Source organism: Stenotrophomonas sp. GD04145 (assembly GCF_029835135.1).
Lineage (GTDB): Bacteria > Pseudomonadota > Gammaproteobacteria > Xanthomonadales > Xanthomonadaceae > Stenotrophomonas > Stenotrophomonas maltophilia_P.
The window spans coordinates 51,250-66,559 of the sequence record NZ_JAODZG010000014.1 but is presented as its reverse complement, the minus strand read 5'-3'; the positions used below and the strand labels follow the sequence as shown (position 1 = coordinate 66,559).

At 66.0% G+C, this 15,310-nt stretch carries 11 protein-coding genes; 7 read left to right on the top strand and 4 right to left on the bottom strand.

Going from position 1 to position 15,310, the window contains the following annotated elements:
• Positions 1 to 33 precede the first annotated feature (33 nt).
• Entirely contained in the window at positions 34 to 408 is a 375-nt protein-coding gene (locus N7367_RS09840) for a type II toxin-antitoxin system Phd/YefM family antitoxin (RefSeq protein WP_053520391.1), read from the top strand.
• The gene (locus tag N7367_RS09835; protein WP_065175621.1) at positions 408 to 1,040 is read left to right on the top strand and encodes an AAA family ATPase; all 633 of its coding nucleotides are present in this window, start codon (positions 408 to 410) and stop codon (positions 1,038 to 1,040) included. The genes N7367_RS09840 and N7367_RS09835 overlap by 1 nt, the downstream gene beginning before the upstream one ends.
• 21 nt (positions 1,041 to 1,061) lie before the next feature.
• Here N7367_RS09835 and N7367_RS09830 read toward each other — a convergent pair whose 3' ends face one another.
• Complete coding sequence (locus N7367_RS09830; RefSeq protein ID WP_111186107.1) at positions 1,062 to 2,612, bottom strand: BCCT family transporter; 1,551 nt, start codon at positions 2,610 to 2,612, stop codon at positions 1,062 to 1,064.
• A gap of 169 nt (positions 2,613 to 2,781) precedes the next feature.
• Between N7367_RS09830 and betI the strand changes: the two genes are divergently transcribed.
• The 5 genes from betI to N7367_RS09805 all read left to right on the top strand — a co-directional run bounded on the left by betI (position 2,782) and on the right by N7367_RS09805 (position 9,621).
• Positions 2,782 to 3,372, top strand: a complete 591-nt coding sequence (gene betI / locus N7367_RS09825; RefSeq protein ID WP_053520388.1) for a transcriptional regulator BetI — start codon at positions 2,782 to 2,784, stop codon at positions 3,370 to 3,372.
• 40 nt (positions 3,373 to 3,412) lie between these two features.
• Positions 3,413 to 4,885: a betaine-aldehyde dehydrogenase gene (betB, locus tag N7367_RS09820; RefSeq protein WP_279942281.1), complete on the top strand. Its 1,473-nt coding sequence runs from the start codon at positions 3,413 to 3,415 to the stop codon at positions 4,883 to 4,885.
• Positions 4,886 to 4,973: 88 nt separating this feature from the next.
• Complete coding sequence (gene betA / locus N7367_RS09815; RefSeq protein WP_053520386.1) at positions 4,974 to 6,656, top strand: choline dehydrogenase; 1,683 nt, start codon at positions 4,974 to 4,976, stop codon at positions 6,654 to 6,656.
• A gap of 213 nt (positions 6,657 to 6,869) precedes the next feature.
• Entirely contained in the window at positions 6,870 to 8,546 is a 1,677-nt protein-coding gene (locus tag N7367_RS09810; protein ID WP_279942280.1) for a long-chain fatty acid--CoA ligase, read from the top strand.
• Between the two features lie 205 nt (positions 8,547 to 8,751).
• Positions 8,752 to 9,621 (top strand): crotonase/enoyl-CoA hydratase family protein, encoded by an 870-nt coding sequence (locus N7367_RS09805; protein WP_053520223.1) that lies wholly within the window; start codon positions 8,752 to 8,754, stop codon positions 9,619 to 9,621.
• 12 nt (positions 9,622 to 9,633) lie between these two features.
• On the opposite strand, the gene N7367_RS09800 is transcribed toward N7367_RS09805, so the two are convergent.
• The 3 genes from N7367_RS09800 to lysS all read right to left on the bottom strand — a co-directional run bounded on the left by N7367_RS09800 (position 9,634) and on the right by lysS (position 15,207).
• On the bottom strand, positions 9,634 to 12,348 hold the full coding sequence (locus N7367_RS09800; protein ID WP_279942279.1) for a response regulator: 2,715 nt from the start codon (positions 12,346 to 12,348) through the stop codon (positions 9,634 to 9,636).
• Between the two features lies 1 nt (position 12,349).
• Positions 12,350 to 13,489: a two-component system response regulator gene (locus N7367_RS09795; RefSeq protein WP_053520222.1), complete on the bottom strand. Its 1,140-nt coding sequence runs from the start codon at positions 13,487 to 13,489 to the stop codon at positions 12,350 to 12,352.
• Positions 13,490 to 13,695: 206 nt separating this feature from the next.
• Entirely contained in the window at positions 13,696 to 15,207 is a 1,512-nt protein-coding gene (gene lysS / locus N7367_RS09790; protein ID WP_053520221.1) for a lysine--tRNA ligase, read from the bottom strand.
• Positions 15,208 to 15,310 lie beyond the last annotated feature (103 nt).

Sequence of the window (15,310 nt, the reverse complement as noted above, 5' to 3'; positions counted from 1 at the left end):
AAGGTGATCGCACAGGTCCCCTGGAGCACCGCCATGCTGCACGCCCCCGTCCGCTTCGACCCGATCAACGAGCTGACCCACACCACCGCCTCGTCGGTGAAGGAACATTGGCGCAAGGTCATGCAGGAAGTGCGCGACCAGCACATGGTGGTGGTCACCAATCACAACGAACCGCAGGCGGTGATCGTTTCCATCGAGCAGTACCGCGCGCTGCAGGCCAAGGTCGAAGCGCTGGAAAGCTCGCTGGAGGAACTGCGTGGGCAGGACCCGGCCCTGGCGGATCTGCGTGCCGGCTTCGACCAGCGCCTGGCGGTGCTGCAGCACGCCCAGGCCGGTGATGCCGCACGCGCGCTGCTGCGTCGCCCTGCCCGCCTGAAGGGCCAGGTCAAGGCGGGCACGGGCCACTGATGCCACGCCCGTTCCTGTATGTGCTTGCCGGCGTCAATGGCGCCGGCAAGAGTTCGGTGGGTGGCCACGTGCTGCGCGAAGCCGGCCTGGAATGGTTCAACCCCGATACGTTCGCCCGCGGGCTGCGCGAGCGGGCCGGCCTGGACGCCATGGAGGCCAATGCCGAAGCCTGGCAGGAGGGTGTCAACCGTATCCGCGACGCCCTGGATCACGCCCGCAACCATGCCTTCGAGACCACGCTGGGGGGCAACTCCATCACCGCCCTGCTGCGTGAGGCCAGCCGCACCCATGACGTGCTGATGTGGTTCTGTGGACTGTCCAGCCCGGAGCAGCACATCGCCCGGGTACGCGCACGGGTGCAGGCCGGTGGCCACCCCATTTCCGAAGTCGACATCCGCCGCCGCTGGCCGCTGGCGCAGCAGAACCTGATCGGGCTGATGCCGGTGCTGGCGCAGCTGCAGGTCTACGACAACAGCGCCGACGCCGCGCCGGGCGAGGCCGTGCCCGATCCACAGCTGCTGCTGCAGATGGAGGACGGCCACCTGCAATGGCCGGCCGCCGATGACCTGCAGCAGCTGCAGCGCACGCCCCCATGGGCGACAGCTCTGCTGGAAGCCGCCCTGCGCCTGTAATGCCAAGGGCCGGCAGTGCGCTCAGCGCCGCGGCGCGTCCGGATCGGTGCGCAATGCGCGCAGCAGGCCCAGCATGTAGAACGCCAGGGTGAACGAGAACGGTAGACCGCACAGGACCACGGCCGTCTGCATCGCGCTGAAGTTGCCCGCCAGCAGCAGGCCGATGCTGGCCACGGTGATGCCCACCGCCCAGAACACGCGCAGCCAGATCGGCGCATCGTGACCATCCTCCACCCCGTCGTCGACACGGCGGGTGCACAGGTTGGCGATCATCAGCGTGCCCGAATCGACCGGGGTCAGGAACAGTACGAAACCGATCACCACTGCGGCACCGGCTACATAGGGTGCGCCGGGCAGGTACTCCAGCAGCTTGAACAGGGTCATCGCTGCATCGTGCTGCGCCACCTGCCCCAGCACCGCCTGGCCATGGTTGAGCACCAGGTCGATGGCGGTGTTGCCGAAGATCGACAGCCACGCCAGCGTGAAGCCGAGCGGTATCAACAGCACGCCCATCACTACCTCGCGGATGGTGCGGCCGCGCGAGATGCGTGCCACGAACAGGCCCACGAACGGCGCCCAGGCGATCCACCACGCCCAGTAGAACAGCGTCCAGGAACCCATCCAGGCGCGGCCCTGCGGATCGTTGAGATACATGTCGAAGCTCTTGCGCACGAATGCGCCGAGATAGTCGCCCGTGTTCTGCACCAGGCCATCGAACAGATGCAGGGTCGGGCCGGTAACCAGCACGAACAGCAACAGCGCGCACAACAGGCGCACGTTGAGGTTGGACAGCCAGGCGATGCCCTTCTCGACCCCCGCCACTACGCCGATGGTGGCCACCACCATCATCACCAGCACGATCGCGACCAGCACCTGCGGTGTGTCCGGGATGTGGAACAGATAGACCAGGCCGGACTGCACCACCAGCGCACCGATGCCGAGATTGGTGACCATGGAGATCAGCGTGGCGAGAATGCCGAAGCCATCGACCATGTCGCCGATGCGGCCATGGATGCGCTCACCGAAGATCGGATACAGCGCCGAGCGCAATGCCAGCGGCAGGTTGCGGCGATAGGCGAAATAGCCCAGCGCCACCCCGACCAGCGCGTACAGCGCCCAGCCATGCAGGCCCCAGTGCAGGAAGGTCAGCACCATCGCCTCGCGCCCGGCCGCCACCGTGCCGCCCGGCTGGCCCGGCGGGTTGAGGAAATGGTCCAGCGGCTCATAGGCACCGTAGTACAGCAGTGCGATACCGATACCCGCCGAGAACAGCATCGACACCCACGCGACGTAGCCGAAGGCCGGCGATTCCTCGTTGTGGCCCAGGCGGATACGGCCATAGGGCGAGAACGCCAGCCACAGCACGAATCCCAGGCACAGCACGACCAGCAGCATGTACCACGCGCCGAACGCAGCCGAGACCTCGGCCTGCGCCCATTGCAGCCAGTGCTCGCTGGCATCGGGATAGAGGACGGTGAGCAGCCCGAGAATGCCGATCGACACCGAGGAGCTGAGGAAGACAAAGCGGTTCAAGCGCAGGGGCGAGCGCTTGGGGTGAGCCTGGGAAGACATGGGATCGTCTCATCAGTCCGAAGGAGCACATGGGCGGGGCCGGACCGGGAAACCGGGCCCATGGCGTGGGGCGCGAGCGCATCCTAGGGTTTATTGATTGAACGTTCAATCAATAAAAAGCATAATGATGGCCAACCCGACGCCTCGGGTCGCAATCCGTGGAGAGACAATGCCGAAGAAGGGCGTGGAGCCGGTCCGTCGCGAACAGTTGATCCGGGCCACTTTCCAGACCATCGACGAAATGGGCATGGCCGATGCCACCGTCGCCACCATCGCCAGAAAGGCCGGGCTGTCCAGCGGCATCGTCGCCCATTACTTCGGCGACAAGGACGGCCTGCTCAACGCTGCGATGCGGCAGATCCTGCGCGAACTGCGGGACGCGGTCGCCCGCTGCCGGGCCGGGGTCGGCGACGATCCCCGCGACCAGCTGCGCGCCATCGTCGATGGCAACTTCGATGACAGCCAGATCAATGGCACCGCGATGCGTGTCTGGCTCACCTTCTGGGCCGCGAGCATGCACCAGCCGGAACTGGCGCGCCTGCAGCATGCCAACGACCAGCGCCTGTTCTCCAACCTGTGCCACCAGTTCAACCGCGTGCTGCCACGCCCACAGGCACGCCTCGCCGCCCGCGGCCTGGCCGCGATGATCGATGGCCTCTGGCTGCGCGGCAGCCTGGTCGGCGGCGCCTTCGATGCTGACAAGGCCCGACGCATCGCCTACGGCTACATCGACTTCCAGTTGCAGGCCGACGCGCTATAAGCGCTTTCAGCTTCCCGCCCCCTTTCGAGGAGTACGCCCCATGACCACCCTGCCCGTCCAACAGCTCTACATCCATGGCCGCCGGGTCGATGCCACCAGCGGCAAGACCTTCGCCACGGTCAACCCCGCCACCGGTGAGGTCATCGCCGAGGTGCAGGTCGCCAGCCAGGCCGACGTCGAACGCGCCGTCGAAAGCGCCACCGAAGGCCAGAAGGCATGGGCGGCAATGACCGCCATGGAACGTTCGCGCATCCTGCGCCGCGCCGTGGAGATCCTGCGCGAGCGCAATGACGAACTGGCCCGCCTGGAAACGCTCGATACCGGCAAGGCGCTGGCGGAAACCACCACGGTGGACATCGTCACCGGCGCCGATGTGCTGGAGTATTACGCCGGCCTGGCGACCGCCATCGAAGGCATCCAGCTGCCGCTGCGCGAATCCAGCTTCTTCTACACCCGCCGTGAACCGCTGGGCGTGGTCGCCGGCATCGGTGCCTGGAACTACCCGATCCAGATCGCCCTGTGGAAGTCGGCGCCGGCGCTGGCCGCCGGCAATGCGATGGTGTTCAAGCCGTCCGAGGTCACGCCGCTGACCGCCATCCGGCTTGCCGAGATCTACACCGAAGCCGGCGTGCCGGCCGGCGTGTTCAATGTCGTGCAGGGCCCCGGTCGCGAAATCGGCAACTGGCTCACCGAACATCCGGTGATCGAGAAGATCTCCTTCACCGGCGGCGTGGCCACCGGCAAGAAGGTGATGGCTGCAGCCGCCTCCTCCTCGCTGAAGGAAGTGACCATGGAACTGGGCGGCAAATCGCCGCTGGTGATCTGCGATGACGCCGATCTCGACCGCGCCGCCGACATCGCGGTGATGGCCAATTTCTTCAGCTCCGGCCAGGTGTGCACCAATGGCACCCGCGTGTTTGTGCCGCGCGGCATGCTGGCCGCGTTCGAGGCCGCCGTGGTCGAGCGCGTCAAGCGCATCCGCATCGGCGATCCGATGGCCGCGGACACCAACTTCGGCCCGCTGACCAGCTTCCCGCACATGGAGAACGTGCTGCGCTACATCGAAACCGGCAAGACCGAAGGCGCGCGCCTGCTGATCGGCGGCGGCCGTGCCACCGACGGCACGCTGGCCCAGGGCGCCTATGTGCTGCCGACCGTGTTCTCCGACTGCCGCGACGACATGACCATCGTCAAGGAAGAGATCTTCGGGCCGGTCATGAGCATCCTTGCCTATGACAGCGAAGATGAAGTGGTCCGCCGCGCCAACGACACCACCTTCGGCCTCGCCGCCGGCGTGGTCAGCAAGGACATCAGCCGCGCCCACCGCATCATCCATCGCCTGGAAGCCGGCATCTGCTGGATCAACACCTGGGGCGAATCGCCAGCCGAAATGCCGGTGGGTGGCTACAAGGAGTCCGGTGTCGGCCGCGAGAACGGCCTCTCGACCCTGGGCCACTACACCCGCATCAAGTCGGTGCAGGTCGAACTGGGCGACTACGCCAGCGTGTTCTGAGCCGCGCCCCTCGTCCGGCCACCGCGCCGATCCGACATTCCGCCGGGACGCCTGTTTGCAGCGTGTCCCGGCCTGAAGGAGAACAACCATGAGCACCCATAACGAGTACGACTACATCATCATCGGCGCCGGTTCGGCCGGCAACGTGCTGGCCACCCGCCTGACCGAAGATGCCGATGTGAGCGTACTGCTGCTGGAAGCGGGTGGCCCGGACTACCGGCTCGACTTCCGCACCCAGATGCCGGCGGCGCTGGCGTTTCCGCTGCAGGGCAAGCGCTACAACTGGGCCTACAAGACCGATCCAGAGCCCTTCATGAACAACCGCCGCATGGACTGCGGCCGTGGCAAAGGCCTGGGCGGTTCGTCGCTGATCAACGGCATGTGCTACATCCGCGGCAACGCGATGGACTACGACAACTGGGCGAGCATGCCCGGCCTGGACGACTGGACCTATCTGGACTGCCTGCCCTACTTCCGCAAGGCCGAGACCCGCGACATCGGCCCCAACGATTACCACGGGGGCGATGGCCCGCTGCGGGTGACCACCCCCAAGGCCGGCAACAACGAACTGTTCGCAGCCATGGTTGAAGCCGGCGTGCAGGCAGGCTATCCGCGCACCGATGACCTCAACGGCTACCAGCAGGAAGGCTTCGGCCCGATGGACCGCACGGTCACGCCGAAGGGCCGCCGCTCCAGCACCGCCCGCGGCTATCTGGATCTGGCCAGGCCGCGCCCGAACCTGACCATCGTCACCCACGCGCTGACCGACCGCATCCTGTTCTCCGGCAAGCGCGCGGTGGGTGTGCAGTGGCTGCGCAACGACCAGCCGCAGCGTGCCACTGCCCGCCGCGAGGTGCTGTTGTGCGGCGGCGCCATCGCCTCGCCACAGATCCTGCAGCGCTCCGGCGTGGGCCCGGCCGATCTGCTGCGCAGCCTCGACATCGACCTGGTGCATCACCTGCCGGGCGTCGGCGCCAATCTGCAGGATCACCTGGAGATGTATCTCCAGTACGAATGCAAGAAGCCGGTCTCGCTGGCGCCGGCGCTGAAGCTGTACAACCAGCCGGCAATCGGCGCTGAATGGCTGTTCCTGGGCACCGGTATCGGCGCCAGCAACCAGTTCGAGGCCGGCGGCTTCATCCGCAGCGATGCCGAGTTCGACTGGCCCAACCTGCAGTATCACTTCCTGCCGGTGGCCATCAACTACAACGGGTCCAATCCGATCAAGGCACACAGCTTCCAGATGCATGTCGGCTCGATGCGCTCGCCCAGCCGGGGCCGCATCCATGTCCGCTCCAAGGATCCGCGCGAGCATCCGAGCATCCTGTTCAACTACATGTCGCACGACCAGGACTGGCGCGAGTTCCGCGCGGCGATCCGCATCACCCGCGAGATCTTCGCGCAGCCGGCACTGGCTCCATACAGCGGCCGCGAGATTTCGCCGGGCAGTGCACTGCAGACCGATGCGCAGATCGACGCGTTCGTCCGTGAGCATGCTGAAACGGCATACCACCCGTCCTGCTCCAACAAGATGGGCCACGCCGATGATCCGATGGCGGTGGTGGACGGCCAGGGCCGCGTGCATGGTCTGGAGGCCCTGCGCATCGTCGACGCCTCGATCATGCCGCAGGTGGTGACCGGCAATCTCAACGCGCCGACCATCATGATCGCCGAAAAGCTCGCCGACGTGATCCGCGGCCGTGCGCCGCTGCCCCGCAGCACCGCGCCCTACTACAAGGCCAATGGTGCGCCGGTGCGCAGGCAGGGCTGAGCACCGCACGCACCCTGAAACACCCGCCGGGCATGGCCCAGCGCTGCCAGTTCGGTGGCGCGGGGCCATGCCCGGCGGCATTTGACGCGATCGCACAGGCCGTCGCGCGATGCCCTCTTCGCGTTTCCCCTACGGCGGGGTATGCTGCAATGACCGGCCGCTGTCAGTACGCTCAGGGTCGGACCCAACAATCACGATTCCTGGAGGGGGAATATGAGTCTGGATCGTCCCTGGCTGCAGAGCTATCCGAAAGGCGTTCCCGCCGAGATCGACGTCAACGAATTCCATTCGGTAGCCTCCGTCTTCGACGCCTCCGTCGCCAAGTACCGCGACCGCCCCGCCTACTCCAGTTTCGGCAAGGTCCTCACCTATGGCGAGACCGATGCGCTGGTTGACCAGTTCGCGGCCTACCTGCTGGGTGAGCTCAAGCTCAAGAAGGGCGACCGCGTCGCCCTGATGATGCCCAACTGCCTGCAGTACCCGGTCGCCACCTTCGGCGTGCTGCGTGCGGGCCTGACCGTGGTCAACGTCAACCCGCTGTATACCGCACGCGAACTCAAGCACCAGCTGGTCGACGCCGGCGCCTCGGTGCTGGTGGTGGTCGACAACTTCGGCGATACCGTCCAGCAGGTCATCGCCGACACGCCGGTCAGGCAGGTGGTCACCACCGGCCTGGGCGATCTGCTCGGCGCGAAGGGCGCGATCGTCAACTTCGTGCTGAAGTACGTCAAGAAGATGGTGCCCAACTATCACGTGAAGGGCGCCATCCGCTTCAAGCAGGCACTCAAGCTCGGCAGCCGCCACACCCTGCCCGAGGTCGAGATCGACCACGACGACGTGGCGTTCCTGCAGTACACCGGCGGCACCACCGGCGTGGCCAAGGGCGCGATGCTGACCAACCGCAACCTGATCGCCAACATGCAGCAGGCCTCGGCATGGCTGTCGACCTCCGGCATCGAGCCGGGCAAGGAAGTGATCATCACCGCGCTGCCGCTGTACCACATCTTCGCGTTGACCGCGAACGGTCTGGTCTTCATGAAGTTCGGCGGCTGCAATCACCTGATCACCAATCCGCGCGACATGAAGGGCTTCGTCAAGGAGCTCAAGGGCACGCGCTTCACCGCCATCACCGGCGTCAACACGCTGTTCAACGGTCTGCTCAATACGCCCGGTTTCGATGAGATCGATTTCTCGTCGGTGAAGTTCACCCTGGGCGGCGGCATGGCGGTGCAGCGCGCTGTGGCCGAGCGCTGGAAGAAGGTTACCGGGGTGACGTTGGTCGAGGCCTACGGCCTGACCGAAACCTCGCCGGCCGCCTGCATCAACCCGCTTACCCTGCCGGAGTACAACGGCTCCATCGGCCTGCCGATCCCGTCCACCGATGCGTGCATCAAGGACGACAACGGCAACATCCTGCCGCTGGGTGAGGTGGGCGAGCTGTGCATCAAGGGCCCGCAGGTGATGAAGGGCTACTGGCAGCGCCCCGAAGAGACCGCCCAGGCGATCGACAGTGACGGCTGGCTGCATACCGGCGACATGGCGAGGATGGATGAACGGGGCTTCTTCTACATCGTCGACCGCAAGAAGGACATGATCCTGGTGTCCGGCTTCAATGTGTATCCGAACGAGGTCGAAGACGTCATCGCGATGATGCCCGGCGTGCTGGAAGTGGCCGCGGTCGGCGTGCCGGACGAGAAGTCCGGCGAAGTGGTCAAGGTGGTGATCGTGAAGAAGGATCCGAACCTGACCGCCGAAATGGTCAAGGAGCATGCCCGGGCAAATCTGACCGGTTACAAGCACCCGCGCATCGTGGAGTTCCGCAAGGAACTGCCGAAGACCAATGTCGGCAAGATCCTCCGTCGCGAGCTGCGCGATACGCCCGCGCAGTAAGGGTTTCCACGGTTCGACGCAGATCAGGGCCCCGCCGGCGACGGCGGGGCCCTTTTCGTTGGCGGCCAGCGCGGGCGGCGGCCGCTTGCAGGCGGTTCACGAGCGGTGCATAGAATCACTCGCCACCGCACGTTCCGCCCACTCCCTCACATTCCATCTCTCCGTCCGCTCTGCGGTTGGCCGGACGGTCACTCGGAGAACACCCATGTCTGCAGTACGCCCTATCATCACCCGCCCGTCGCAGCACCCGACCCTGCGCATCACCGAGGAAACCGAACGGGATGTCTACTGGATCCACATGCATGCGAACCTGGTCAACCAGCCGGGCCGCCCGTGCTTTGCCTCACGCCTGGTAGACGACATCGTCGACTATCAGCGTGAACTGGGAGACCGTCTCAGTGCCGCCCACGTTCTCTCGCCTCACGTGGTCCTGGCCTCCGATAGTGACGTATTCAACCTGGGCGGCGACCTGGAACTGTTCTGCCGGCTGATCCGCGAGGGCGACCGTGCCCGCCTGCTCGACTATGCGCAGCGCTGCGTGCGCGGCGTGCATGCGTTCCACGCCGGGCTGGGCGCACGCGCCCACAGCATCGCGCTGGTCCAGGGCAATGCACTGGGCGGCGGCTTCGAGGCCGCGCTTAGCTGCCATACCATCGTCGCCGAAGAAGGCGTGCTGATGGGACTGCCGGAGGTGCTGTTCGACCTGTTCCCGGGCATGGGCGCCTACTCCTTCCTGTGCCAGCGGGTCAGCCCGCGGCTGGCCGAGAAGATCATGCTGGAGGGCAACCTCTTCACCGCCCGGCAGTTGAAGGACATGGGCCTGGTGGATGTCGTCGTGCCGGTGGGCGAAGGCGTTGCGGCGGTCGAACAGGTGATCCGGGACAGCCGGCGCATTCCGCACGCCTGGGCGGCGATGCGCGAAGTGAACGAGATCGCCACCATGGTGCCGCTGCACGAAATGATGCGCATCACCGAGATCTGGGTCGACACCGCCATGCAGCTGGGCGAGAAGTCGCTGCGGACCATGGACCGGCTGGTCCGCGCCCAGGCCCGCCGCAATGGCGAGGCGGGCTGACAGACCTCGCGGTCAGGAGGGCGTGCGTTCCCCGTCGTCGCGTTGCTGGATGCCTGCGACGCGGGACGCCAGCGCTTTCCTGCCGATGCGCAGTGCACCTACCAGGCTGGACAGGCGCATTGTCCACTCGGCCTTCAATTGCCAGTCGGCCATGCGCATCATCTCGCCACTGGCGGCAGCAACCTGGACCAGGCCCAGGTTGCTCGCCACGCCACGCAGGGCGTGGGCGTGTTCGCGGAAGTCCTCCCAGTCCAGCCGCTCGCCACAGGCCTGCATCTGCGCCATGCTCGCGTCCACATCGACCAGGCACTGGTCGATGAACTTGCGTTCGAAGCCATCGCCCATGCCCAGTGACGCCAGCTCGTCCAGCACGGCGGTGTCGAGTACGCCGTCACCGACCTCCATGGCCGGTACCGACTGGATGCCCGGCTCGGTACGCGTGTTGGCGGCCACATCGGCCAACACCTCCAGCAGACGCGTCGCGACGACCGGCTTGGCCAGGAATGCACGTGCACCTGCCTGCTCACAGCGCAGGATGGATTCCGGGGTGACATCGGCGCTGAGCACCATCACCGGCACATACGGCAGGCCACTGGCCTGCATCACCCGCAGCTGCTTGAGCAGGTCCAGGCCGCTCATGCCGGGCATGTGCAGATCAACGATGGCTGCGTCGTAATTGGCCTGCTCGAGAGCGTCGAGCACCTCGACCCCACCATTGACGCATGTGACCTTGTGGCCGGCCTTCTCCAGCAACCGCTGCAGCACCATGCGGTTGGCGGCATGGTCATCGGCAACCAGCACCCGCAGGCTGCGTACACGGGCTCGATGGCGCAGGAATGGATTGGAGAACGCAATGACGTTGCCGCCCTCCGGCAGCTCGCCCTGCACGTCCGGCGTCGGCGCCACGTCCAGCGCGATTTCCACCCAGAACACGCTGCCGCGCGGGGTGTTCGGCAGGTAACCGACCTGCCCGCCCATCGATTCGACCAGCCCCTTGGCGATCGCCGTACCCAGTCCGGTGCCTTCATGGCGGCGGGCCAGGCCGACGTCGGCCTGCTCGAAGGCGTTGAACAGGCGGCTGCGCAGGGCCACGGGTACGCCGATGCCGCTGTCGAGGATCTCGAAACGCAGCCGGGCACGCTCGCTGCCACGCTCGTCATGGCTGCTGACACGCAGATGGACGAAGCCACTGTCGGTGAACTTCACCGCGTTGCCCATCAGATTCAGCAGAATCTGCTGCAGATGGCGGGCGTCGCCGAACAACCGTGGCGGAACGTTGTCGTCCACGTCGACGCGATACTCCAATGACTTGGAACGCGTCTGCGGGGTGAGGATCAGGTTGATCGCCTGCAGCACGTCGGCCAGCGCGAACTCATGCCATTCCACCCGGACCTTGCCGGCCTCGATCGCCGAGATGTCCAGCACCTCCTCCACCAGCGCCAGCAGGCTGCGGGTGGACGCCTGGATGGTGCTGAGGCACTCGCGCTGCTCCTCATCCAGCCGCGTGGTGGCCAGCACTTCGGTCATGCCGGCCAGGCCGTTGAGCGGCGTACGGAATTCGTGGCTCATGTTCGCCAGGAAACGGCTCTTGGCTTCGTTGGCCTGGCGCGCTTCGGCCACCGCACGGGTCAAGGCATGCAGCAGCGAATCGAAGTACAGCGGAATCGCGCCCAGGCCCAGCAGCAGGCCCCAGCCGAGGTAGTCGTGGCTGCGCCAGTAGGGCGACAGCATCACGGTACACAGGAAAGCCAGACACCCCATTGCGGTTGCCACCCGCAGGTAGGTGCTGCCGTAGCGCATGCCGTTGCCGATCGTGACCCACAGCATCACCGCGTACAGCGGAGCTGCCGGCTCACCCTGGATGGTCATGATCCAGGCCATGCAGGTGTAGTCGGTCAGCATGCCGATCACGCGGCGGACGTGTGACACCCCGGGATCGACCAGGATCGCCACCAGCAGGCCCGCCGAGATGGCCAGCTCGAAGGCGAGGATCAGCCACGTCGTGGTCAGCGTCTCGCCACCCGCGCTCAGGTAGCGCCAGCCGAGATAGCTGATGAACAGCGCGGTGATCACGATGCGGATCAGGTTCTGCGCGTGCTCGCTGTCCTCGCGTCCGGACAGCCGTTGCTTCACCCGGGCCAGCAGCGACCGGGCCGGGGAGGATTCAACGGCAGGAGTGTCCATGGGGGGATGTCGCATCCGTCGTCGCAACAGGGAGGAGCAGCACAGCGGAACCGCCACCAGGCCCAGCCACAGGGGCACGGCCAGGCTGGGGTTGTCACGCCAATACGGTGTCAACAGCACGGTGGTACCGAAGCTGACCAGGGCCATGGCAATCGCCACGCCCAGGTAGCGGTTGCCGAAGCGCAGGCCATTGCCCACCGTGACCCACATCACCACCGCATAGACCCAGGCCAGAGGCTCGCCCATCTGCACCATGCCGACCGTCATCAACCCATAGTCGGCGACCATGCCGACCACCCTGCGCGCATCGGAGCGCCCCGGCTTCCACAGCAACCAGGCGAACAGCAGCAGGGATATCGACAGCCCGGTCAGCACGGTCACGAGCACGCCCTGGTACTGCTCCAGGCGATGCATCCGGGCCCCGGACAGCAGTACGTAAACCAGGATCAGCGAGATCAGCGCGATCCGCACTATCACCTGCCCGTGCTCGGAGTCGGGCCGCTGCGACAGCCGGCGCTTCAGCCGTGCGAACAGGTCCTGCATCTCATCCACCCGGTCGCGTGGAGGCCGTCGAGTGCTGCGCGCAGATGTCCAGCAGTTGCTGGCGGCCCCGCAGCAGCGCATCCACGCAGCGGGGGTCGAACAGGCGGCCACGCTGGGCATACAGATAGGCCAGCGTTGCTTCCATCGTCCAGGCTTCCTTGTATGGACGCGGGGAAATCAGGGCGTCGAAGACATCGGCGACGGCAACGATGCGCGCTTCCAGTGGAATCGCTTCGCCTACCAGCCCATCGGGGTAACCACTGCCGTCGTAGCGTTCATGGTGGCGCAGCGCGATCAGCGCACCGACCTGGATGAAGCGGTTCTGGCTGCCGCTGAGCAGTTCATGGCCGATGCGCGGGTGACGGCGCATGATCGCCAGCTCCTCTTCATTGAGCTTGCCCTGCTTGAGCAGCACCGCATCCGGTATGGCGATCTTGCCCATGTCGTGCAGGGGCGCCGCCATCTCGATCAGCCGCACCTCGTCTTCCGGCAGGCCCAGCTGCTCGGCGATAAGCCCGGCCACGCGGGCCATCCGCTCCAGGTAGGCACTGGTGCCGGCGTCACGAAACTCGATCGCACGAGCCAATCGCGACAAGGTCTCGCGCTCCCGCTCCTCGACCTCGTGCATGCTGGCGAGCAGGCGCTGTTCCAGTGACAGCGCGCGCTGTTTCACGTTCTCGGTCTGCTGGCGCAGCTGCAGCAGGTTGTAGCAGCGCGCCCGCAGTTCGCGCGGGCGGATCGGCTTGACCAGGAAGTCGATCACGCCTGCCTCCAGCGCGGCCTGCCGGATCGGCTCGTCGCCCACCACGGTGATCAGGATCACGGGGATGTCGCGATGTTTGGGCAGGCGCCGGAAGCGGCGGGCGAATTCCAGCCCGTCCATTTCCGGCATGCGGTAGTCGAGCAGCAGCAGGTCGACCGGGTGCGATTCGCACCAGGCCAGCGCGGTCAGGGGATCGCCGAAGTCATGCACGCTCAGTTCCGGCGCGATGTCCTCGATGACGTGCCGCAGCATCGTCCGCGCGGAGGTCTGGTCATCGACGATGACGATGTTCAACGTGTACTCCGCCTGGTTTCTCGACCACGCTTGGTCATCAGCAGGCGTGGAAACGCTGCCGCTGCGCACGCTGGCACCCTGCATCGGACTGACTCCCGTGTCATGCGTCCCGGTTCATGATCGTGGTCACATTGTGAAGCGGGCTCTCCACATTGCGCTCTTCCCCGTCACCGATCAAGCCATAGCCGGCGTCAAGGTAGTGCAATTACGATACGCCGAGTGCCAGAGACGTCAATTGCGCCGTCCCGTTTCGGGACGGCGCGCACAAACGGGAGTCACAAAACCCCGGCTCAGTGCTCCGGACGCATGTACGGGAACAGCAGCACGTCGCGGATGGAGCTGCTGCCGGTCAGCAGCATCACCAGGCGGTCGACGCCGATGCCGAGGCCGCCGGTCGGCGCCATGCCGTACTCCAGCGCGCGGATGTAGTCGGCGTCGTAGTGCATGGCCTCGTCATCGCCCCCCTCCTTGGCGGCCACCTGGGCCTGGAAACGCTGGGCCTGATCCTCCGGGTCGTTCAGCTCGGAGAAGCCGTTGGCCAGCTCCTTGCCGTTCACGAACAGCTCGAAGCGATCGGTGTAGCCGGGGTCGTTGTCGTTGGCACGCGCCAGCGGCGAGACCTCCACCGGATGATCGGTGATGAAGGTGGGCTGGATCAGGGTGTGCTCGACGGTGGCTTCGAAGATCTCCAGCAGCAGCTTGCCCCAGCCGTAGGACGGCTTGACCTTGATCTTCAGGCGCTCGCAGTGCCGCAGCAGCGCTTCGCGGTCGGTGCAGTCGGCAGCGGAGATCTCCGGATTGTGGTGCCGCACGGCCTCGTCCATCCGCCAGCGGCGGAACGCCGGGCCCAGATCGATCTTCGCGCCGTCCCACTCCACCTCGGTCGTGCCGTTCACCGTCCTGGCCACGTCCCGGATCACGCCTTCGGTCAGGTCCATGATCTCGTTGTACGTGGCGTAGGCCTCGTACAGCTCCATCATGGTGAACTCCGGGTTGTGCCGGGTGCTGACGCCTTCATTGCGGAAATTGCGGTTGATTTCGTACACCCGCTCCAGGCCGCCGACGGTCAGGCGCTTCAGGTACAGCTCGGGCGCCACGCGCAGGTACAGGTCCAGGTCCAGCGCGTTGTGGTGGGTGGTGAACGGCTTGGCCGCCGCACCGCCGGGGATGTAATGCATCATCGGCGTCTCGACTTCGAGGAAGTCGCGGTTGTCCAGCCACGCGCGCATGGCACGGATGATCTTCGAGCGCTTGATGAACACCGCGCGCGACTCCGGGGTCACGATCAGATCGACGTAACGCTGGCGGTAGCGCTGCTCGACGTCGGCCAGGCCATGCCACTTGTCCGGAAGCGGACGCAGCGACTTGGTCAGCAGTCGGATCGTTGCGGCCTTGACCGACAGTTCGCCGGTACGGGTACGGGTCAGGCCGCCCTCGACGGCGATGATGTCACCCACGTCCCAGCCCTTGAAGGCAGCGTAGTCATCGCCCAGGGCCGCGCCCTGCAGGAACAGCTGGATGCGGCCGGACTCGTCCTGGATCTGGGCGAAGCTGGCCTTGCCCATGATGCGCTTGGCCATCAGGCGTCCGGCCATGCGCACCTGGCGGCCATTGGCTTCCAGGGCCTCGGCGGTCCAGGTTTCGGCGTCGCTGTACTCGTCCTGCAGTTGGCCGGCGAAGTCCTCGCGACGGAAGTCGTTCGGGTACGCGATCCCCTGCCCGCGCAGCGCTTTGAGTTTCTCGCGGCGCTCGGCGATCAACTTGTTTTCGTCGACGGAAGGGGTTTCGGTAGCTTCGCTCATGGATCTGCGGGAATCGTGTAGTTGGGGGAGTCTTGCGCCCGGCACGGCCGGCTGCACAGCATAGCAAAACCACCCTGCCCCGGCCCTGGCCGGCGCCCACGGC

What these genes read in the sequence shown, in the direction of transcription:
- betB (WP_279942281.1), top strand. Translation starts at nt 3,413, where the DNA reads ATGACCACCCTGCCCGTCCAACAGCTCTACATCCATGGCCGCCGGGTC.
- betA (WP_053520386.1), top strand. Translation starts at nt 4,974, where the DNA reads ATGAGCACCCATAACGAGTACGACTACATCATCATCGGCGCCGGTTCG.
- N7367_RS09795 (WP_053520222.1), bottom strand. Translation starts at nt 13,489, where the DNA reads ATGCAGGGTGCCAGCGTGCGCAGCGGCAGCGTTTCCACGCCTGCTGAT.
- N7367_RS09835 (WP_065175621.1), top strand. Translation starts at nt 408, where the DNA reads ATGCCACGCCCGTTCCTGTATGTGCTTGCCGGCGTCAATGGCGCCGGC.
- betI (WP_053520388.1), top strand. Translation starts at nt 2,782, where the DNA reads ATGCCGAAGAAGGGCGTGGAGCCGGTCCGTCGCGAACAGTTGATCCGG.
- N7367_RS09810 (WP_279942280.1), top strand. Translation starts at nt 6,870, where the DNA reads ATGAGTCTGGATCGTCCCTGGCTGCAGAGCTATCCGAAAGGCGTTCCC.
- N7367_RS09830 (WP_111186107.1), bottom strand. Translation starts at nt 2,612, where the DNA reads ATGTCTTCCCAGGCTCACCCCAAGCGCTCGCCCCTGCGCTTGAACCGC.
- lysS (WP_053520221.1), bottom strand. Translation starts at nt 15,207, where the DNA reads ATGAGCGAAGCTACCGAAACCCCTTCCGTCGACGAAAACAAGTTGATC.
- N7367_RS09805 (WP_053520223.1), top strand. Translation starts at nt 8,752, where the DNA reads ATGTCTGCAGTACGCCCTATCATCACCCGCCCGTCGCAGCACCCGACC.
- N7367_RS09800 (WP_279942279.1), bottom strand. Translation starts at nt 12,348, where the DNA reads ATGCAGGACCTGTTCGCACGGCTGAAGCGCCGGCTGTCGCAGCGGCCC.
- N7367_RS09840 (WP_053520391.1), top strand. Translation starts at nt 34, where the DNA reads ATGCTGCACGCCCCCGTCCGCTTCGACCCGATCAACGAGCTGACCCAC.